At 55.3% G+C, this 20,090-nt stretch carries 21 protein-coding genes, 3 tRNA genes and 1 pseudogene; 18 read left to right on the forward strand and 7 right to left on the reverse strand.

The window, feature by feature from the left end; all coding sequences use genetic code 11:
- Positions 1 to 81: 81 nt before the first annotated feature.
- The 3 genes from CYR55_RS04940 to CYR55_RS23490 form a co-directional block, all read right to left on the reverse strand.
- Positions 82 to 1,092 carry an AI-2E family transporter gene (locus tag CYR55_RS04940; protein ID WP_101815051.1) on the reverse strand — a complete coding sequence of 337 codons (1,011 nt, stop codon included), beginning with the start codon at positions 1,090 to 1,092 and terminating at the stop codon, positions 82 to 84.
- Between the two features lie 450 nt (positions 1,093 to 1,542).
- Positions 1,543 to 2,193, reverse strand: coding sequence for a metallophosphoesterase (locus tag CYR55_RS04945; RefSeq protein WP_101815052.1), 651 nt, complete (start codon positions 2,191 to 2,193; stop codon positions 1,543 to 1,545).
- Positions 2,194 to 2,447: 254 nt separating this feature from the next.
- Entirely contained in the window at positions 2,448 to 2,600 is a 153-nt protein-coding gene (locus CYR55_RS23490) for a hypothetical protein (RefSeq protein WP_165699526.1), read from the reverse strand.
- A gap of 724 nt (positions 2,601 to 3,324) precedes the next feature.
- Between CYR55_RS23490 and CYR55_RS04950 the strand changes: the two genes are divergently transcribed.
- Entirely contained in the window at positions 3,325 to 4,083 is a 759-nt protein-coding gene (locus CYR55_RS04950) for a DUF2076 domain-containing protein (RefSeq protein WP_101815053.1), read from the forward strand.
- A 31-nt stretch (positions 4,084 to 4,114) separates the two neighbouring features.
- Here the strand turns inward: CYR55_RS04950 and CYR55_RS04955 are convergent, their stop codons facing one another.
- The 3 genes from CYR55_RS04955 to CYR55_RS23495 all read right to left on the reverse strand — a co-directional run bounded on the left by CYR55_RS04955 (position 4,115) and on the right by CYR55_RS23495 (position 5,078).
- Positions 4,115 to 4,378 (reverse strand): hypothetical protein, encoded by a 264-nt coding sequence (locus tag CYR55_RS04955; RefSeq protein WP_101815054.1) that lies wholly within the window; start codon positions 4,376 to 4,378, stop codon positions 4,115 to 4,117.
- Between the two features lie 100 nt (positions 4,379 to 4,478).
- A complete protein-coding gene (locus tag CYR55_RS04960; RefSeq protein ID WP_101815055.1) occupies positions 4,479 to 4,826 on the reverse strand; it encodes a phage holin family protein in 348 nt (115 codons plus the stop codon).
- 78 nt (positions 4,827 to 4,904) lie between these two features.
- Complete coding sequence (locus CYR55_RS23495; RefSeq protein ID WP_165698501.1) at positions 4,905 to 5,078, reverse strand: hypothetical protein; 174 nt, start codon at positions 5,076 to 5,078, stop codon at positions 4,905 to 4,907.
- 324 nt (positions 5,079 to 5,402) lie between these two features.
- Between CYR55_RS23495 and CYR55_RS04970 the strand changes: the two genes are divergently transcribed.
- Both CYR55_RS04970 and CYR55_RS04975 read left to right on the forward strand, forming a co-directional pair.
- Entirely contained in the window at positions 5,403 to 5,786 is a 384-nt protein-coding gene (locus CYR55_RS04970; protein WP_101815056.1) for a helix-turn-helix domain-containing protein, read from the forward strand.
- A gap of 127 nt (positions 5,787 to 5,913) precedes the next feature.
- Entirely contained in the window at positions 5,914 to 6,315 is a 402-nt protein-coding gene (locus tag CYR55_RS04975) for a hypothetical protein (RefSeq protein WP_101815057.1), read from the forward strand.
- A 111-nt stretch (positions 6,316 to 6,426) separates the two neighbouring features.
- Here CYR55_RS04975 and CYR55_RS04980 read toward each other — a convergent pair.
- A tRNA-Ser gene (locus tag CYR55_RS04980) sits at positions 6,427 to 6,516 on the reverse strand.
- A gap of 93 nt (positions 6,517 to 6,609) precedes the next feature.
- On the opposite strand from CYR55_RS04980, the gene mtfA reads away from it, so the two are divergent.
- The 15 genes and pseudogenes from mtfA to CYR55_RS05055 all read left to right on the forward strand — a co-directional run bounded on the left by mtfA (position 6,610) and on the right by CYR55_RS05055 (position 20,068).
- On the forward strand, positions 6,610 to 7,377 hold the full coding sequence (gene mtfA / locus CYR55_RS04985; protein ID WP_101815295.1) for a DgsA anti-repressor MtfA: 768 nt from the start codon (positions 6,610 to 6,612) through the stop codon (positions 7,375 to 7,377).
- A 129-nt stretch (positions 7,378 to 7,506) separates the two neighbouring features.
- Positions 7,507 to 7,582, forward strand: a tRNA-Asn gene (locus tag CYR55_RS04990).
- 240 nt (positions 7,583 to 7,822) lie between these two features.
- Positions 7,823 to 7,898: transfer RNA gene (locus CYR55_RS04995), tRNA-Asn, on the forward strand.
- 343 nt (positions 7,899 to 8,241) lie between these two features.
- Complete coding sequence (locus tag CYR55_RS05000) at positions 8,242 to 8,817, forward strand: TetR/AcrR family transcriptional regulator (protein WP_101815058.1); 576 nt, start codon at positions 8,242 to 8,244, stop codon at positions 8,815 to 8,817.
- Positions 8,818 to 9,434: 617 nt separating this feature from the next.
- A pseudogene (locus CYR55_RS23935) lies at positions 9,435 to 10,184 on the forward strand (iron-containing redox enzyme family protein).
- Positions 10,185 to 10,410: 226 nt separating this feature from the next.
- Positions 10,411 to 11,280 carry a phosphoenolpyruvate mutase gene (gene aepX, locus CYR55_RS05010; protein ID WP_101815059.1) on the forward strand — a complete coding sequence of 290 codons (870 nt, stop codon included), beginning with the start codon at positions 10,411 to 10,413 and terminating at the stop codon, positions 11,278 to 11,280.
- 77 nt (positions 11,281 to 11,357) lie between these two features.
- On the forward strand, positions 11,358 to 11,618 hold the full coding sequence (locus CYR55_RS05015; RefSeq protein WP_101815060.1) for a thiamine pyrophosphate-binding protein: 261 nt from the start codon (positions 11,358 to 11,360) through the stop codon (positions 11,616 to 11,618).
- A 109-nt stretch (positions 11,619 to 11,727) separates the two neighbouring features.
- On the forward strand, positions 11,728 to 12,867 hold the full coding sequence (locus CYR55_RS05020; protein ID WP_101815061.1) for a 2-aminoethylphosphonate--pyruvate transaminase: 1,140 nt from the start codon (positions 11,728 to 11,730) through the stop codon (positions 12,865 to 12,867).
- Positions 12,864 to 13,883: a GNAT family N-acetyltransferase gene (locus tag CYR55_RS05025; RefSeq protein WP_101815062.1), complete on the forward strand. Its 1,020-nt coding sequence runs from the start codon at positions 12,864 to 12,866 to the stop codon at positions 13,881 to 13,883. The genes CYR55_RS05020 and CYR55_RS05025 overlap by 4 nt, the downstream gene beginning before the upstream one ends.
- Position 13,884: 1 nt before the next feature.
- Complete coding sequence (locus CYR55_RS05030) at positions 13,885 to 14,805, forward strand: hypothetical protein (protein ID WP_101815063.1); 921 nt, start codon at positions 13,885 to 13,887, stop codon at positions 14,803 to 14,805.
- 10 nt (positions 14,806 to 14,815) lie between these two features.
- On the forward strand, positions 14,816 to 16,039 hold the full coding sequence (locus tag CYR55_RS05035; protein ID WP_101815064.1) for a pyridoxal phosphate-dependent aminotransferase: 1,224 nt from the start codon (positions 14,816 to 14,818) through the stop codon (positions 16,037 to 16,039).
- Positions 16,032 to 17,372, forward strand: a complete 1,341-nt coding sequence (locus tag CYR55_RS05040; RefSeq protein ID WP_101815296.1) for a hypothetical protein — start codon at positions 16,032 to 16,034, stop codon at positions 17,370 to 17,372. The genes CYR55_RS05035 and CYR55_RS05040 overlap by 8 nt, the downstream gene beginning before the upstream one ends.
- 46 nt (positions 17,373 to 17,418) lie before the next feature.
- The gene (locus CYR55_RS05045) at positions 17,419 to 18,159 is read left to right on the forward strand and encodes a phosphocholine cytidylyltransferase family protein (RefSeq protein WP_101815065.1); all 741 of its coding nucleotides are present in this window, start codon (positions 17,419 to 17,421) and stop codon (positions 18,157 to 18,159) included.
- Entirely contained in the window at positions 18,156 to 19,442 is a 1,287-nt protein-coding gene (locus CYR55_RS05050; protein WP_101815066.1) for a pyridoxal phosphate-dependent aminotransferase, read from the forward strand. Before CYR55_RS05045 ends, CYR55_RS05050 begins: the two co-directional genes overlap by 4 nt.
- Complete coding sequence (locus CYR55_RS05055) at positions 19,439 to 20,068, forward strand: CDP-alcohol phosphatidyltransferase family protein (RefSeq protein WP_101815067.1); 630 nt, start codon at positions 19,439 to 19,441, stop codon at positions 20,066 to 20,068. Before CYR55_RS05050 ends, CYR55_RS05055 begins: the two co-directional genes overlap by 4 nt.
- Positions 20,069 to 20,090: the final 22 nt, after the last annotated feature.

Genomic DNA, 20,090 nt, shown 5'->3' on the forward strand with positions numbered 1-20,090 from the left:
CCACCCGCGCCACAGCGGGAGAAGCCACTGCCCGCTGCGGCGCACACATTTATTTTTAACGGCCGGTTACGCCGCTGTGGTTCAGATCAACGCCGCATGGCGCAGTTCATTTTTCAGGTAAGCGTAGTAGATCGGCGCAGCCACAACTCCCGGCAGGCCAAAGGCTGACTCAAAAATCAGCATCGCCAGCAGGATTTCCCAGGAGCGCGCATTGATGCGGGTGCCGACAATCCGGGCATTCAGGAAATACTCCACTTTATGGATGATGATGAGATAGCTCAGCACCAGCAGTGCCACCCAAAGCGACAGCGACAACCCGACGATAAAGATCAGCGTATTGGAGAGCAGGTTACCGATGACCGGGATCAACCCGCAGACAAAGGTCACCACCACCAGGGTTTTCGCCAGCGGCAGGTGAATGCCGAACAGCGGCAGCACGCCGAACAGGAAGGCCGCCGACAGCACGGTGTTAATCAGTGAAATCTTGAACTGCGCGAACACGATATTGCGGAACGCCGAGGCCAGTAACTGCACCCGCTGCAACAGTTCGGCCTTCAGGGGCGGGTACGGTTGCGCGCTGTCATCCCGTTGCAGGGAGACAATCGCCCCCAGCACCATGCCGATTAACATGGTGATAAAGGTGTGGGCCGCGTTTTTGCCGATATTTTGCAACATTACGATGTGCTCGCGCAGCCACTTCAGGAACTGGCGCTGCAACTCTTCAATGTTAGTCGGCAGATAATGGGACATCACCGGCGACAAGCGGGACTGCGCATCTTCCAGCAGCGACGCCACCCGTGCATTGAAGACCGCCGAGTTCTGGATGTCCTGCATCAGAAAGCTGAGGATGCCGGTCACGGCGGCAATCAGGCCGCTGACCACCACCGTGCTGATTAGCGCCACCACCAGCCAGCGCGCCCGGTCACCGCTGATGATCTTCTGGAAATGTGGCGTCAGGGCGTTGACCAGCTCATACACCACAAAACCGGCAATAAAACAGCCCAGCAGATGCAACGGCAGCAACAACAGTAAGCCGCCCAACATCACCACCAGGCTTAACCAACGAATTTGATTCAACGACATGATCTGCATTGCAAAAGTCCTTATGCCCTACGCCGCGCACGGTACGCGCCCGGCGCATCATACCATTTCAGGCAAATCTCCCGCAGCGCCCATTTTACCGCCCGGCATGTCACCGCCGGCACGCTCTGCCTTTGCGCCTTTTTCCGTGCTTTAATAAGCATCCGCTTTGATTTCACCTGATGAAATCTGCCTGAAAAAGTGAAAAAACAGCAACATCATTAATTATACTCTCATGATAAAAGCTTCAGCGGCCACCGGAAAATACGCCGACTGCTTCTTAATTACCTGTTATCGCGCATTAATTATTTTTACTGGGTGGACTATTATGCGTTTTAAACCTGTTGATGCTGTTTAACCTTTTTTATCCGCCAGAAAAAATAAAGATTAGCCATGCTGATCATTGGTAAACCGGTTATTTAGCCGGGAAAATCGCGGGTAACCCGAGGGAACGGGCGACGCTCAGGCCGATTTAATCCGCAGCATGCTCAGGCGGCCGCCAAATACTGCGCCGGTATCCAGGTAAAGTTGGTTAAGAAATTTAAGCGGACGTTTAAGCGGGGTATGGCCGAAGATAAATAAATCCGCCCCGCCAATGCGGCTGCCGTGCCCTTCCAGCGCACGGGTGACGCGTTTACGGCTCCACACCACATCTTCCGCGTTGACCGGCTGGTCATACACATAGTGACTGGCGGGGTAATCCGCATGGGCGATCACAATCTGTTGCGGGAGGTTCGTGACTTCAATAATCAACGGCAGGGCATCACAGCGGTGGATCAACGCTTCCGCCCGGCTCCGCGCCTCGCCTTTCAGGCGGTAGAACCAGTCGCCGCCATTGCGTTGCCAGTGAAATTCCACCCCACTTAACAGCGCCATTAACGCCATCTGTTCGTGGTTACCCAGCACCATGCAGAACCAGGGCGCATCCAGCAACCCCAGGCAGCTCAGGCTTTGTGCCCCGCGGTCAATCACATCCCCCACGGCGATCACCAGATCCTGTTGCGGATCAAAGGCCCGTGTCTGTAACTGCTGTTGCAGCGACTGGTAACAGCCATGCACGTCACCTACTACAAAAATTTGCCGGTAGCGGCTGCCGTCAATACGGTGATACATCGCAGGTTGGCCCTCACTGGACAGGAAATCGTACGCAGATAAGGAGTATAGCGGTTACAGCAGTGGGGATGGAAAGCGGGCAGAAGAAACAGGAGTACGTACCCGGCAACTGGCGCCGGGTACGTTTACGCGTTGCAAAGAAAACGCATCCTAAGTCAAAAAATAAAAGTGCGTGGCGTAAGTCATGCCAATTTATTTTTTAAATCAGTGCTCAATGACTGAAATTGCTGTGGCAGAGTATGTACGTTCCAGGATTAGCCATGACTGTGGCTGTGGCGGCGGCGAAGTGACATCATTCGCGGACGCACGATAAGTTTTTTCTTCTCTTTTTCACCGCGATACATTTTGAACGCGTAGACAGAGAAAGAGAGTAATATAACGGCCAGGGCGAACCAGACAATAAGCATGAAAACCTCCGTAACAAGAGACTATTTTAATTCAGTATTCCTAACTATTTCCTGCGTGCGAAATATCTTAGACACCCAAAACATCACACACCCGCCCGCCGGGTGCAATCGGTGAAATATAAAACCTCGGGTTATTTTATGACTTTTCACTTTTTGTGGGCGACGCTCGTCCGGCGTTAAGTGAAATCAAAATATTTCACATCTTTTTCCCTATTAGCATCAGAGAGATAGGGAAAAGCCTGTTATTCCGGTGATTTTGCCGGGCCGGCACGTCCGCAGGCAGAAAAAGCGCGTTTCTGGCTGCTTTGCCATTTTTTTTGGTTAATCCGGCCGTCCAAACCACTAAAAATGCCAATGGGGGGCGCATAAAACATCTCTCAAGCTAATAAATCCCTGCAATATTCCATACTGAACCTGATACATCGGTTTTTACGGCCGCTGTCAACCCCCTGCCGGCGGTGTGCCACCCCAATATGAGAAGTGAAATCACGTTCAGAGTTATTTTGCGCTGTCTATAGGCGCCGGACGAAACCTGAAAAGACTAAAAAATCGCCATATGAACAAAGTGGTAACACATTTCTGCCCTGCTTTACTTTTGAATTCTGTATTTGCCCCAATTAACAGGCTAACGTCATCTATTATTAATAGACATATGCAGTTAACCGGCGGTAACACGCTTGCCGTGTCAACGTAATACGGCGCTGCACCACCACTGGAGGTTTCTATGCAATCTGAAGAACAGCAACTCATTGATGGTTTGTTTGATCGTCTCAAACAGGCTGAATCACAAACCGGCGCACGTGACCATGCCGCCGAGCAACGTATCCAGGCGCGTATCCGTGAACAGCCGGCAGCGCCTTACTATATGGCGCAATCGATCATTATTCAGGAAGCGGCCTTAAAACGCATGGACCAACGCGTCAAGGCACTGGAGGCGCAGGTGAACACGCTGCAACAGCAGGCGGCCCAACCGCAGCAGAGCAGCGGCGGTTTCCTCTCCAGCCTGTTTGGCGGCGGCCACCGCTCTGCCCCTGCCCCGCAGCAGAACCAGAATTATCAGCCTGCCCAGCAGAATCAGGCCGCCTGGAACAATGCGCCGCAACAGCCCTATTCCCAGCAACCTGCCGCGCCGGTTCAGGCTGCACCTTCGCGGGCGGGAAGTTTTATCGGCGGTGCCCTGCAAACGGCGGCCGGGGTGGCAGGTGGGGTCATGCTGGCGGATATGCTGACCGGCATGTTCCACCATTCCCAACCGGAAGAGATTGTGAACATCATTAATAATGATGATCCGATGCCGGTGAATACCGCGGAAGATCAGAGCATGTTCCAGGAATTTGATGAATCCAATAATCTGGATACGTTTAACGGCACGGACGATCGCTACGCCAGTAATGGCTTCCTGGATAATCAGAATGATACGTTCGGCAGTAACGACAGTTTTGGCGATGACAGCTTTAACGATGACGATGACTCTTTCCTTTAATCCCCTCGCGTAATGCCATCAGTGCCTGCGGTCAACCCGCAGGCACTTTCTCCGCGTTATCCATGCGCTTCAGTTTCCGCTTATATCCCCTGACCTTACGCCGCTTGTTCAAAGCCTGCCATCCGGCCGTCAGGCAGATGCCCCCGGACAACAGCATCGGCCCCAGCGGGTGGCCGGTCACGCCCATCAGGATGAAATACAGGCCGGCAATGCCTGCCAGCCACATGGCGCTGTGGCTGATGCGGTGCTTTTCGTTTAACTGTCGGCGCAGGCGCTCTTTTTCACTGATTCCCATCTTTTTTTCCTTTTTATTGGTGAGAACGGAGAACAGATATGGGGGCAGTTATTTAATAATTCAATGGGTTACTGGTTTTTCTTTTCAGCCGCCTGCGGGCCTATTTCTTTTCAGAATCAATGAAAGGTGGGATTTTACGGCTCTCCCAGGCGGATAAGATGGCATCCCGGATGCGGTCCGCCCCGACAAAGCCGACAAAAATGCCGACAATCGGCATCCAGGACGCGTGCAGCCCGCTGGAACGCATGGCAGCCACCACCGCCAGCGTGGTCAACACACAGACCAAACTGCCGACAAGCAAGGGAAGGCCGCGCCGCCCCTCGGCCAGCCCGGACCAGCAAGAGACAATAAAAGCGGATAAGCCGGTAAAGCACCCCAGCGGGTGATCGGCCAGCCAGGTGCCGGCCTGTAACAGGTGGGAAAACCAATCCGGTTCAGACAGTGGCATAACGCCTCCAGACCAGAAATATGTACCGGCGGCACGGGTGCGCCGGGCCACTCGCGGGCCGCGCACCCTCCGGCCCGGTTACATCGGGACGATTTTATAGCCGTATTGGTTCAGCAGCGCCTCATACGACTCCGGAGTAATAATAATTTGGTCATCTGCAAGGGGTAACACCCAGATCACCTCCTCTCCGTCGGTATAAAGTTCATACCGTCCCCCAGGCGCAATAAATTCACGTAAATTGTCGAATGTCATAGCCATCGTTCCGATTAATTGTTCATCCCCTGCGGGGGCCTGTCCATTTAATCCTTTCGCGCGAATTTATATCTAAGACCTGAATGACCTATCCATCAAATTAGCCGCGCTAACCTATAAGGAGAGGCGCGTAATTTCAGGCCTGGCAGAGCGGGCCACGCACAGGTAATACGGGGTTGGCCGGCGGCTCATTTTTCTCAGTGAGGGCGTACAGCGCCCATCAACAGCAGGCGTGATATCAGCATAGCACCTAAGCCTAAAGCTTACAATAAACTCAACACTAAGCTTATTTATAAGCGTAACCCTTATGGGTATACTCGTTCGATGAAATCATTAAACCGTAGTGACCACGCCCTGGCCGTCAGGCTGGATGAATTGCTCAAAATGAAGGGTATCTCAAAGGCGGAGATGGCCCGTATCGCCGGTGTCAGCCCGCAATCCGTTAATGGCTGGTACCGGCGGGGGCAGATCAGTAAAACCTCGGCCCTGCGTCTCAGCACAACGCTCAGCGTGCCGTTGCCCTGGCTGCTGGGCGAGGAGGTAGAGCCCGATTCCGGCCTGACCTCACGCCAGCAACGGATGCTGGATTTGTTCGATCAGTTGCCGGATCTGGAGCAGGAAAATATGCTGGCGGTGTTTGAACAGCGGCTGAAAGAGCTGGATGCGCTGACTGAAAGCTACCTGCTGCGGCGAAAACGCGATACCTGAACCGCCTGCAAGGCCTTATCTCACCCGCCCGCTTATAAGCCTTAGGTTGACAATCAATACACCATAGGCTTAACTTTTCATCACGGTTATTTTTTACCTGAAAGCAACCTTTTCAGCGGGAGGCCCTATGTCCGCCCAGAGGGCAATTAAGAGTGCAGTGAAGAGTACAGCTAAAAAAACGCGTCCGAAAGCTTCAGCGGCTTACCTGGCCCTGGCGGCAGAAAATGCCGTTCTGAAAACCCGGCTGCTGGCCGCCCGCAAACTGGCGGGCTGCGGCCGCGTGGTGTTTGCCCTCCAGACGCTGGGCGGTGCGTTGCAGGAGCTGCCGGTCACCAATGCCGTAATAGCGGACATTGAGGTGCATGCGGCACAAAAAGTGGTGGCGCACTTGCGGCAACAGGCGTTGCGCGCCCGCCAGAAGGGCTATCTGGCGCAGGCCAACGCCCTCAACCATGCCGCCACAGTGACGGCGCAATTTGCAGTGGGTCTGCAGCCGGTTAAACTTCCCGCATCAGGGAAACATAAATAAAAGGTCGGTAAAGCCTGAACAGGCAGAAAAAACAGGGACAATGCCAGGTAAAACAGCAGGGGCGGGAGATTTATCACAGACAGGGAGCAGCGTAACTGCTTGAATAAAAAGTGGCGGAGAGAGGGGGATTTGAACCCCCGGTAGAGTTACCCCTACTCCGGTTTTCGAGACCGGTCCGTTCAGCCGCTCCGGCATCTCTCCGTAATTGCGGTTGCCATCATGCCCTGTTTTACGGCATTTTTACAGCACTAACCGGTGCCCGGATGTTCGAGTGATCACTTTGCGAGCAAGATGATGATTAAGTGGCCGTGGAAAGCAACCCCTCCCCCTTCCCCCCCGTTTGAACAGTGGCCGGAAGCCCTGGCGATTCCGCTGTTCGCTGCCTTTACCGCCGAAGAAAAACAGCAGATTACCGCGCTGGCGGCCCACTTCCTGCGGCAAAAACGCCTGGTGCCGTTACAGGGGCTGGTGCTTACCCCGCTGATGGAAGCGCGGCTGGGGCTGTTGTTTGCGCTGCCGGTGATGTCACTGGGGCTGCCGTGGCTGGACGGGTTCCATGAAGTGCTGATCTACCCTGCCCCCTTTCTGGTGGAGGATGTCTGGGAAGATGACGCCGGGCTGGTACACAGCGGGCCGATGGTGCACGCCGGGCAGAGCTGGGAACAGGGGCCGGTGGTGCTGAACTGGCAGGACGTGCAGGATTCGTTTGATCTGTCCGGATTTAACCTGGTGGTGCATGAGGTGGCGCATAAACTGGACCTGCGCAACGGCGGCGTGGTGAACGGTGTGCCGCCGATCCCGCTGCGGAGCGTGGCGGGCTGGGAGCAAGCGCTGCACGCCGCGATGGACGCCATTCAGGAAGAGAGCGATCTGGTGGGAGAAGCCGCCGCCAGCCTGGACGCCTATGCCGCGACCGATCCGGCGGAGTGTTTCGCGGTGCTCTCTGAATACTTCTTCAGTGCGCCCGAACTGCTGGCCGGGCGCTTCCCGGCGCTCTACCCCTATTTTGTCAGTTTCTACCGGCAAGACCCGCTGGCGCGCCTGCAACGACCGCCGGCCTAGTGCCATGTTGTGCCAGAGAGTGCCATCACAGCACCGTATTGTTTAGTTGCTGAGCAGTCAGCATAATCGTGTCACTTTGCCGTTGACAGGGTCGGGGCGTATGGATATGATGCGCCCCGTTCACACGATTCCTCTGTAGTTCAGTCGGTAGAACGGCGGACTGTTAATCCGTATGTCACTGGTTCGAGTCCAGTCAGAGGAGCCAAATTCGAAAAGCCTGCTTTTAAAGCAGGCTTTTTTCGTTTCTGCTTTCCGTTATTTCCCCCTTCTCTGCCTGCCGCATCGGTTCTGCGGGGCGTCATTTACAGCTTACCGGATAAATAAGCCGCTGTTTCTGCCGGGATTTCCCCCGGGTTGTTCATAATGCCAGCAAACAAACCGTTACGCTTTTTTCTGCTTTGACAAAGCCGGAGCACCCCTTTATTATGCACCCCGTTCACACGATTCCTCTGTAGTTCAGTCGGTAGAACGGCGGACTGTTAATCCGTATGTCACTGGTTCGAGTCCAGTCAGAGGAGCCAAACGTGTGTTCTCATACCACCCCGCGAATGTTTATCTGATTTATCCTCAACGCGTTAGCCTGAAAACTCTTCCAGATATATTTCAATTTCCCCTGTGCATCGTGAAACATTACTGGCCTGATTCAGGGTTATTTCACTTCAATTATCGGGTGACCACCCTATGTCTTTTCATGACGTAAAAACGCGCAGGTTCACCGCCCTGTGATACCCCTTTCAACATCTCCGGTTCCCACGCTCTCTCTTTTAGTCCACCCGAGTGGTTCACGGCTCGGGGATCTCACGTATACTTTTAGTTATATAATATGATATTGTTGTAAATAATTGTTGAGTTTCCGGGGGTATTATGAAAACCAAAAAACAAATAATAATTAATGTCGCGACGGACTTATTTAACAAAGAGGGTTATCAAGCGGTAGGCATTGATAAGATTATTTCTGAAGCGGGTGTTTCCAAACTTACCCTATACCGTAACTTCGCCTCAAAAGATCAGTTAATCATTGAAGTATTAACCCAGCGTAAAGATGAATTCATCAAAAATATCAAAGAGTTAATTGAAAATAAACACTCCCCTAAAGATAAACTATTTTCGGTGTTTAATTATTATCACACCTGGTTTAAAGATGAAAACTTTCACGGATGCATGTTTACAAACTCACTGCTGGAATTTGGTAATAAATCCAAAGAAATTTCTGATATCAATAAGGAAATGAAAGAAACTCTGGTGGCATTAATCGCCGGGATTCTTTTTCCGCTGGTAAAAAAAGAACGGGCACAACGCATCGCTTTTACCTTTGTCATCCTGTTGGACGGCGCAATCATCTCTGAACTGACCTACAAAGATCACAGCGAATACTCACCGGCCTTGCTGGCCTGGGCAACGGCCAAAACCATCCTTGAAGCCGAAAACATCGTACTGTAGCCCCGCGTCCGCCTCCCCCCTCCTGGACTCATGCCGCAGCCATCCGGCATTATCACCGGGCACCCTTTCTCGGCTCCCTTCTCCGCTGCACATTTCACAAATGCATAGACTTCGACGTATACCGATCTGTTTACATTAAAAGAAATTGAGACTAAAATCACACTTAGAAATTTATAGCAATAATTTTAATTCAAACAAAAACAATACATTAACAAAAAATTAAACATTTATGTAATATTTAAATTGATAAAACGACCGGTTTTATATTAGTTTGCTATCTCCACAGTTTTTGGAGGTAAATGATGGATAGTTTAGAGGTAATAAATACTAAACTGGCGCAAAACCCACTGCTGCCCGCCCACCTGGATGAGTACGTGGCAGAACTGTTGCGAATAGAGGATTTAGACACGTTTTTTAGCCATCATCCCACCCTGCCGGCAAAGCTGCAGGCCGCAACAGAGGCTGAACTGATTTCGGCCTATCACAGCATACAGAGTGACCACAGCCGTAAAGCGGTACAAAAAACCCTGTTTTGGTTGTACCAGACATGTCTGGCTGACCCGTTAACGGCTGAAAGCAAAAACCAGCACCACCCGGTGATGGTAACGATCAAACGAATGATAGAACGTAGATGGTTGGCGCATGAGACGCTGCATTTCGTCCCGTTACCCCTTGCTGCGAGCCCGGAACAGTTTACAGAAAGCCTGCGGGAACTCTGGTCGGCACACCGGGCCTCCACGCATCCGCTCTATACATTTTTGCAGCATGATGCGTCAAAACTGCAAATGAGCGCCTTCTTCAAAAGCGACAGTGCGTTGAATTTGTTGTTTTTTGATCTCATCGCCATGGCGATGGTAGGCGCACGTACCGAGGTGCGGGGTGAGCTCAGCCGCAATATGTGGGATGAGTGCGGCGAAGGCAGTGACCATCATACCCATGTCAATTTGTATAAAGACTTGCTGATGCGTCATCACATTGCATTGCCGTAAGATAATTTTGCCGACACCCTGAGCTGGCAAGGATTAAGCGGTTACAACCTGTTTATGTTGGGTGGGACCAACCGCGAACATTATTTCAAGCTGATTGGTGCCCTGGCTATTACAGAATTGCTGGATCCCAGTCAATATGAAAAGTTAGTCCTGGGCAGCAAACGGCTTGGTTTTACTGACCGGGATCTGCGTTACTACACCGAACATATCGGGATTGATGTCATCCATGCAGAAGGCTGGTTGCAGCAGGTCATCACGCCAATTGTGGAAAAATCACCCGCCGCAATGGCAGAAATATGGATTGGCGCCAATCTACGTCTTAATACGGTAGACAGTTATTATAATTCCCTGTTAAACAACCTCATCAAGATAAAGTAAATAATTAAAAATAACAGAAGCGCCCCACCCTCTTTAGTACGAAGACAATGAAGCATTATTCAGTCATTGCAGTTTTCTTTGGTTATTCTTGTCATCATCTATTATGACGGGCGTAATCATTGGGTCTTATTCTTATTGCTTTAATTATTCTTATTAGTACCTGACACTACCAGTATGACGAGTTATTAACCCATCACTGTATATCAATGCTAATTGAGGTAATGCCATGAGAAAAACATCGACTTTAAAAAACATACTGCAAAAGAAAGAACTCTCATTCCTGATGGAAGCCCATAATGCCATGAGCGCTAAAATAGCAGAAGAAAGCGGGTTTGAGGCATTATGGGCTTCCGGGCTCTCTATTTCTGCCTCTATGGGGCTCAGCGACAGGAATGAAGCGTCCTGGACTCAGGTAATGGACGTTGTTGATTTTATGGTAGATAACACCGCCATCCCTATTTTATTGGATGGCGACACCGGATTCGGCAATTTTAATAATGTCCGCCGTTTGGTTAAAAAGCTCTCTCAGCGCGGCGTCGCCGGGGTATGTCTGGAAGACAAATTATTCCCTAAAATAAACTCTTTTATTGGCGCAGGGCAGGATCTGGCTTCCATCAGTGAATTTTGCGGCAAAATAAAAGCGGCGAAAGACAGCCAGTTAGACAATGATTTTTGCGTGATTGCCCGTGTGGAAGCGCTTATCAGCGGCTGCCCCATGGAAGAAGCGTTGAAACGCGCCAACGCGTATGCCGGTGCGGGTGCCGATGCGGTATTAATTCATTCTAAACAATCAGACGGTGCGGAAATCATGGAGTTTTGCCGCCAATGGGAAAATGATTGCCCGATCGTCATTGTACCGACGAAATACTATAACACCGCGACCGATGCGTTCCGGGAAGCCGGTGTATCCACGGTTATCTGGGCTAATCATAGCCTGCGTGCTTCCATCGCCGCGATGCGCGCTATTACCCGGAATATCCGCCAGCATAATAGCGTTGCACAGGTTGAACGTGAAATTGCCTCTCTGGACGATGTTTTCAAGCTCACCAATGAATATGAAGTACAACTGGCTGAACAGAAATACTTAACCCTTTAACGCGGTCGTCAGTTAACGCGACGGTCAGTGAATGCACGAGTCAGCCGGTTTTCTATTCATCCGTGAGGAAATGGCAGATGATTAATGTCCGCAATTTTGTTGATGCATTGATTGAACAAGGGACACACTATTTTACCGGTGTCCCCTGCTCTTATTTAACCCCGCTGATCAATGACGTTATTGCTCGCGATGAAACCCACTACGTACTGGCTTCAAACGAGGGTGAGGCGCTGTCACTGGCCTCCGGGCTTTGGCTGGCCAATAAAACGGCCGTTGTCCTGTGCCAGAACTCCGGGCTGGGGAATCTGATAAACCCCCTGACATCCCTACCAGAGTAAATGGGCCACGCCGGACAATCCCATCTTTCACGTTTCCACCCCGACTCTGCACAGCGCACGGCAAACCAACGCCGGCACCGTGCCTCAATCCCGTTGAACGGTGACAACGATGCAATCACAGGAATTTCGTTTATTTACGCCCGGCCCGCTGAATACCTCGGTGCACGTGCGCCGGGCGGCCGGGCGGGATCTAGGGTCACGCAGCCCGGCCGCCACCCACTTAAGCGCCCGGTTGCGTGAGGACATCCTGGCTATCGCCGGAGGCGATGCGGCGTGGAGCGCCGTACCGTTATCAGGCAGCGGCACGTTTGCCGTCGAAGCGATGCTGTGTTCTCTGCCCGCGGCAGATGACCACCTGTTGATTATCGAAAACGGCGTCTACAGTGCCCGTATGGTGGAGATTTGCCGCATCCACGCGATCCCGCATTCGGTACTGACGCTGCCGCCACATCTGGGCATTGACCTGGCGCAGGTTGAACAGGCCCTGGCGCAAACGCCCCGGGTGACCCACATCGCCGCCGTGCATTTCGAAACGGCGCTGGGCGTGATCAATGATATTGATGGCCTGACCCAGCTGGCAAACAGGTACGGCTGCCAGTTGCTGATTGATGCCATCAGCACCTTTGGCGTACTGCCGCTGGACTACAGCGCGCCGTCGCTTTCCGCCGTCGCGCTTTCGGCCAATAAGTGCCTGCATGGGCTGCCCGGCCTCGCCTTCGTGTTAGTGCGTAAGCGTGTGCTGGCCACCCACGTCACCCCACGCACGCTCAGCCTGGATATCAGGGCGCAGGCCGGCGCGCTGGAGGGGGACGGACAGTGGCGTTTCACGCCGCCGCTGCAAATCATGCTGGCCCTGAAACAGGCGATTGACGAGTACCGTCAACAGGGCGGCCGGCATGCGCGCTACCAGGCGTATTCTCAACGGATGGCCCGCCTGCTCGGCGGTATGGCGCGCCTGGGTTTCAGCCCGGTAATTCAGCCACAGTTCTGCGCCCCGTTAATTGTCACGCTGGCGCCAAACCCGGGAATACCGTGCGACATCCACAGGCTGAACGACTTTTTATTCCAGCGCGGGCTGGTGATTTACCCCACCAAACACAGGACGGTAAATTCATTCCGCATTGGGGTGATGGGAGAGCTCAGCCTCCAGGATATCGATGATTTGCTGGCAGCCTTCGCTGAATTTACCGCACAGGCTGCCCCCGTCACCGCGCAACCGGCTCCCCTTTCGCTAAGGCCCACGCTATGAGTTATCACCTCTCTTGTCATCATCAGTTGGCGGAAATTAACGCCCAGGCCTATGCCGCCTTGTGGAGGGACTGCGGGCAGCCGGCCTTTTACCACCCTGACCTGCTGGCGGCAGCCGAACGTCACCCCCTGTTGCCGACGTTAGCGACGTATTACCTGGCGGCATGGCAAGGCGAGCGGCTTGAGGCGTTGTTAGTGGTGTACCAGCAATCGCAACCCGATCCCTTTGGTACGCTGGCCAAAAGTACTGGTTTTCATTTTACCGCTCCCCCCGGCGGGCTGTTGGGGCACATAGCCCATTGCTATGACACGCAAATCCTGCACCGGCCGGGTTCAGAAGACGCCGCACAACGCGTAATGACCGAACTCATGGTGCTTGCCGGCCGGCAGGGCATTCCGGGCTGCGGGCTGCTCAACCTCAGCGCCGGGCCGTCATTGAGCGCTGCAGAGCGGGCGGGTTACCGTTGCCATTTCATGCATGACCGCTTCTTTATCGATCTTATGCCGTTTGAACGGTTCGGGGACTATCTGGCAGCCCTGCCGCGCGATGGCCGGCACGAGATGAAACGCCAGTTGCGGAAATTCGACAGCGATCGCGGCAGCTACCGCGTGCTTCCGGGGCGGGACGCCGATCTGGCCGCGGCGGTCAAACTCTGCCACGCCACCAGCGCCCGGAACGGGACGCCGCACTATTATCCGATACCGGCGTTTCTCCATTTCCTGGAAACGTGCGGCGATCTGATAACCGTGGTTCAGGTTGAACATCAAGGCCAGCTGGTGGCTGCCGCCATCTGCCTGAACGACCCGCAATGCCTGCATCTGTGGGCCGGGGGCGTTGACTACCGGCTGTCGGGCTTCAGCCCTTACACCATCATGATCGCGGCCGGCGTTCAATATGCGTTTTCACAACGTATCCGCCGGATTGAGATGGGCCGAACCAATGCCCGGATTAAGGCGCGTTTAGGTTGCCGGTCTCAGCCGCTGTATTCAGCCCTCTTTCCACGGGAGGTAGCCTGATATGTCTGTGACCTCAGCCACCCCGCCCCATGAGTCTCCCCCGGCCCAGCTGGCGCGCGGGCAATTACTGACCTTGCTGTATATCGCCCTCACGTCCGCCTCACAGGTATTTTTAAGCCATGTCGGCGGCGGCATACCGCCAGAAATCAGCCTGTTTTATATGGCTCTGGCGGCCTGCGTGGTGTTTAACCTGTGGGAGTTCCGCCGCCTGCGGCGCAATCACAACGCGCTGCGCCGCCATTGGCGCATGTGGCTCACGCTTTCCGTCGCCTTTGTGCTGAACTGGATATGCTCTTATTACAGCGTGACGCACGCCTCCGCCGATTTTTTCATCAGCGTATTTTTCCTTTCTTCGGCACTGTGCAGTTGCCTGCGGGAAAGGCGCTGGCTGAAGTCACTGTTCATCCTGACGGCGATCCTGTGTATTCATGCTCTCTCCGCCTTCCCGCTGCGGGTGCTTTACACCTCAATGTCAGGGGGGGCCATGATGTATGTTTACTACGTCAGCTCGCTGCGGTTCAGCCGGCAGAGCGGGCTTGGCCCGGTCCCGGTGGTGTCTTTGCGCTGCTATATGCTGCTGGCCTGCAGCGCTGCTTACCTGAGTGCGCATCATGGGTTCGGCGCATTGTGGGTAGGCCCGGAAACCCTGCGCAACCTGGTGATCCTGATCGTCGCCAATATGGTTTTACCCTCTTTTTTGTCGCAAACCTGCCTGCAGTGGGTCGGCGTCACCGTGTTTACCTTTATGAATTCGTTGATCCCGGTGCTGGCCTTCGTGATGCAGTCGCTGGTCAGCGGCCAATGGCAAACCGGTATGTTGCTCGCCGTCACCCTTACCACGCTGATGCTGAATTACGATCGCCTGATTCAGCTGGCGCGTAACCTCATCGCAGTAACCCCTCAGTCAATGGATCAGGAATAAGAGGAATACCATGCCAGCCATCAATGCGTATCTGGAACACCTGAACCCGCTCTCATCAAAGAGCGTTGCCCAGCGAGCGAAAGCGAACGCGGCGATCCTGAATCTCAGCATGGGCGAACCCGATTTTGGCCCGCCCGCCGTATTGGTTGACGTGATCTGCCGGGAGGATCTCAGCAAAGAACGCTTTCTGGATGCGGTCAAGCGCTATGAACACTCACGCGGCTCGCTGTCGCTGCGCAGAGCAATAGCGGCGTGGTATCGGCGCCGTTACGCCATCGATATCGATCCGGAACGCGAAATAATGGTGACGCATGGGGGGATTGAAGCCCTCAATCTGGCGTTGCAGGCGGTGACCAACCCCGGCGACGGCGTCCTGCTGGCGGCACCGGCTTACACCCTTTATCAACGTGCCATTCACTTGTTGAACCGTAAAAGCCATCCGCTGCCCCGCCCTGAAGGCGAAAACGAATATGCGGCGGCCCTGGCGGCACATCCCCGCACCCCGGCGCGCGCCGTGCTGATCAACTCTCCGGAGAACCCCACCGGCTACGTGATGAGTGACACGGACTGGCAAGCGCTCGCCGAAGCGTGCCGCACAGGTGACCGCTGGGTCATTCATGATGAAGTCTACGACACCCTGGCGTTTACCCGCCGTCACCTTAACGCCTGGTGCATCCCGGCCCTTCGCGAACGCAGCGTGCTGATTAACAGTTGTTCAAAAAAGTTCGGCATTCCCGGCTTGCGCACAGGCTGGCTGATTGGGCCCGCCAGCGTGATTGAAGCCGCCGGCAAGGTCCACGAAAGCCTGTGTCTGGGGGTGAGTATTCTTGGCGAACCTATCGCCGAACGGCTGCTGAGCACCCCGGGGGTAGACGACTGGATGCAACAGCAGCAGGAGATGCTGGCCGCCCGTAACCGGTACGCCCTGTCAGCGCTGGACGAGACGCGGGGCTTCGGCTGGCCACGCCGGCCCATGGGGGGCATGTTCCTGTTCCCTGACGTTTCCGCACTTTATCCGGCCTTACCCGCCCGCTGGCGCGCTTTCTCGCCGGATGCCGGCAGCGCCGTCGCGGAGTATCTTCTGGTGGAGCGGCAGGTCGCCACGGTGCCGGGCATCGTTTACGGCGCTGAAAGCCGGCACCACTTACGGTTAACCAATTGCGCCGGTGAGCAGGTTTTCCATCAGGCCATCGCCCGTCTTTCATCCCTGGATGTGGGAGGCGCAGGTGCTTAAAAACAGGCTTGACCAACAGGTTATGGACTTTTACGCCACGCAGGGCGGCGCCCGGTCCGCTGATGCCTTCTCCCAGGCCCTGCTCAACGTGCACCCCGGCGACTGGCGCGCCACGTTCCCGCCGGCGGTGTTCCCACCCGGCCATCTGACCCAGATCGGCACCGGCGCCGCGCGGCTGCTGGCCCTCGTTTTCAGCCTGCCGGAGCGCCTGTTCGGCGGGGATTACGCGCGCTTTCTGGCGGCGCAATGCCTGACGCCGCAACAGCGTGAAGAGATCCTGGCCTTCTGCACGCCGCGCATCATTGCACGCGCCCGGCTGTTTGCAAGGCCGGACGCATTGCTGACCCACGGCGGCTTCAAACTGGTGGAAATGAACGTGACCCCTTCTCTCGGCGGGCTGGGCATCTGCGATCGTTATGTCACGACTTTGCAGGCACATCCGCTCAGCCACCGGCTGCAGGAAGCGGGCATTACCCTCTATGCGCCGGACATGGGGCGCCTCTGGGCCGACACATTGCACCGCCACCGCACGCCGCCGGCCGACGGCCGCACCCCGGTCATGCTGGAATTGCTGGACGACCCGGATGAGATCCCGGAGGAGAATTTCAGCTGGCCTGACTTCGGCCATATCGCCCGCCGGGGCGGTTTCCGGCTCCTGACCGGCAAACCGGCGGACGTCCATTTCACCCCCACGGGCGTCTATGCGTTTGGCGTAAAAATCGACATCGTTTTTACCGATTGGGTCTACGCCGAACAGCAGCAATACCACATTGACAACGCGTTTATTGCCGCCCTGGCCGCGGCGGAAAACCGGGGCCAGATAGACCTGTTCAGCGTGCCGGCCGGCTGTGCGGTTTACGACAACAAAGCAAACCTGGCCCTGCTCACCGATCCCGGTTATGCCCACCTGTTCACTGAGCAGGAGCGCGCACTGATCGATGCCCACATTCCCCGCACCTTTATGTTAACCCCGGGCAATCTGGCCCGTGCGATCCGCGAACAGGAGAATCTGGTGTTAAAACCGGGGCTGGGCCTGTGCGGGTTTCAGGTGATGTTCGGCAGACAGATGACGGCGCCGCAATGGCGGGCACAGCTGGAACAACAGCTGGCAGCAGGCGGCTCTTTTGTGCTGCAGGAGATGGTTGATGACATATGGACTTACACCCTGCCGCATCAACAGGACAACCCAAGAATGGTCTGCATCGGCCCGATAATCATCGATGGCCGTTACACCGGCACCTTCTCGCGTGATGAGGCTTACCACGGTAAAGCGGTCGTTGTTAACCATGCGCAGGGCGCAAGCTGGTCAACCGGTCTGGAACGCGCCGAGTAACCCCCGGCCTGCCACCCGGCGGCTGTTTTATACAAGGAGATTGAGAATGCGTCTTGCATGTTTAATGGCAGGTTCAAGCAGCAGGCTGTTGCCACTGACCACCTCCCGGCATAAAGCCTGTCTGATGCTTGGAAAACGACGAATGGTGGATTACCAGCTTGAATCCTTCGACCGCGCCGGCATCGGGCATAAAACCTTTGTTCTGGGGCACGGTGGCGCGGAAGTCGCGCAGATTCTGTTTGAATCCCTGGCGGGCAGCCATTTTAGTGTCTCGTACAATCCACAGTTCACCTCCCGGAATCTGGACTGGAGCGCCTGGCTGGCCCTCAGCCAACACCCCGGGCCGGTGATTTACTATGAAGGCGACCTGCTTATCCCGCCGTCGTTGCTCAGGCAGGTCATCGACAACCCGGCCGAGATTTGCATTGCCGTGGATTCCGACAGCAAAAACCCCTGCATCGATACGCTGGTTATCGCGCCCCAGGGCAAGGTGGAACAGTTGTTGTTTATTGAGCACGGAACGGCAAAAAGCCGGCCCGGTGACGGTGCCCTCGGCGAATTTATCTGCTTCGTCAAATTGGGCGAAGCGGCACGGCAGTTTATCGTTGGGGCGCTGAGTACCCTGCCGTTTGAGGGGGACATGCAGCTTTACCACATTTTTGAACAGGCATTCTCCCGCTTCCCGACTGCCTGCGTCGACGCCGCCGGCCGCCCCTGGATTGAAGTGGACAATCACAGCGACCTGCAGCGGGCTGCCCATCTGGCCGGGGAGATCGTCACCTCATGAGCGACCCGAACGCAGTGGATCAGGTAAAACCGGCGCTGCTTAACAGCACGCTGTCCGGCATCGGTGTTTACGGCTCAAAAGCCATCTCGCAGGCGGCGCGTGACAACCCGGATATCATGAACATGAGCATCGGTGAACCGGCATTTGGCCCACCCGCGCATTTGCTGGCAGAGATTGCCCGGACCGATCTGTCCCGCGAGGCGTTTCTTTCCTCGGCGAAACGTTATGGGCACTCGCTGGGTTCCCTGGCGCTGCGTCAGGCGATCGCTGACTGGTATCTGCGCCGTTATAACCTCAGGGTGAACCCTGACACCGAGGTCTTAATCACCCACGGCGGTGTTGAGGCTGTCGCCCTGGCGATTCTGTGCTGCTCGGAGCCTGGGGATACGCTGGCGATCACCGACCCTTCCTATATGTTGTATGAACGCGCCCTGCTGGCGCTCGGCCGCCGGCCCCGGCGCTTTTCGCGCCCGGTCGGCGATGCCGAATTCACCGGTTTGATTGACAATGACCCGTCATTCCGCCGCCAGCTCGGCGGGGCAAAAGCGGTGATTGTCAATTCCCCGGAAAACCCCTCGGGATATGTGCTGTCGGCCGATGAATGGCAACAGCTGATGCGTTGCGCAGAACGCAGCGGTGCCTGGGTTATTCACGATGAAGTGTATGACAGCATGGCATTTGGCCGCCCGCATTACCCCGCACGCTGCTTTGATCCCCTGGCGGGCAGGACGGTGCTGGCCAACAGCTTTTCCAAAAAATTCGGCATTCCCGGCCTGCGCATCGGCTGGCTGGTCGGCAGCGCCGGCTTTATCGCCACGGCCGGCAAAACCCACGACTATCTGGTGCTTGGCGTTAACCGCCAATATGAACAGATTGCCTTGCGCATACTCCAGGACGCCCACACTGACGAATGGCTGGCGGACCAGCAAACCCTGCTGCTCTCCCGGATACGCCTGGCAAAACAGCGGCTGACGCCGGCGCTGGGGTTCAGCTGGCCACGCGCACCGATGGGGGGAATGTTTCTGTTTCCCTGCGTCCGGGGGCTCTATCAACGTTTGCCGCCGGCGCAACAGCAACGCTTTGCCACCGCAGGCGAGAGCGTCGCAGATTACTTATTGCAGGTTGCGCGTGTCGCCACCGTCCCCGGCATTATTTACGGGCAAAGCTGCGCCGACCATATCAGGATCGTCCTGTGTTGTGATGAACCGACGTTCCATACCGCGCTTGAGCGCCTGGCGGCCTGCCGCCCTGCCGGCTTCACTCAAAAACAGGAACGGTCATGATGCCGAAACACCGCCGCTGGCTGATGCCCGGTAAATATACAGATGGCGCGAATCTGGTCACCGCTGTCAATGTCCTGGCGGGGATCGCCGCACTGATGCTGGTTTTGGCCCAGCGTCCGGGGTGGGCTATCGTGCTGGTATTTATCGCTATTTTGCTCGATCACCTTGATGGCTGGCTGGCACGGCGTTTTTATGCGCATCAGCAGGAGAAACGGGCCTTCGGCAAACAGTTCGATACCCTGGCCGATATGCTGAATTTCAATGTGGTTACCGCCCTGTTGTTGTTCCGGCAGTTTGCCTATGCCCCCCTTCTGACCGGCATTATTTCGGCCTCCATCGTCCTGTTTGGCTGCATACGCCTGGCGCACTTTACGCTGCAGACAGGCTCAGGGGACGAGAGCGCGTATGGCCTGCAAACGCCTTATGCCGCATTTATGATTACCAATATGTTGTTGCTGAACACGGCCGGTTATCTGCCCGGCGCCCTGGTGCTGCTTATGGCGGCCATCATTTCCATTTTGCAAATAGCCTGCGTGCCCATCCGTATGCCCAACGCCACTTTCTGCATCACGGCGCTAAGCGTGCTGTTCTTTCTTAATCTGCTGATCTGCGGTTTCCCACAGTAGTGCTTATTTTTAGTTCAAGGAG

The sequence above is a fragment of the Chimaeribacter californicus genome (genome assembly GCF_002858675.1).
GTDB lineage: Bacteria > Pseudomonadota > Gammaproteobacteria > Enterobacterales > Enterobacteriaceae > Chimaeribacter > Chimaeribacter californicus.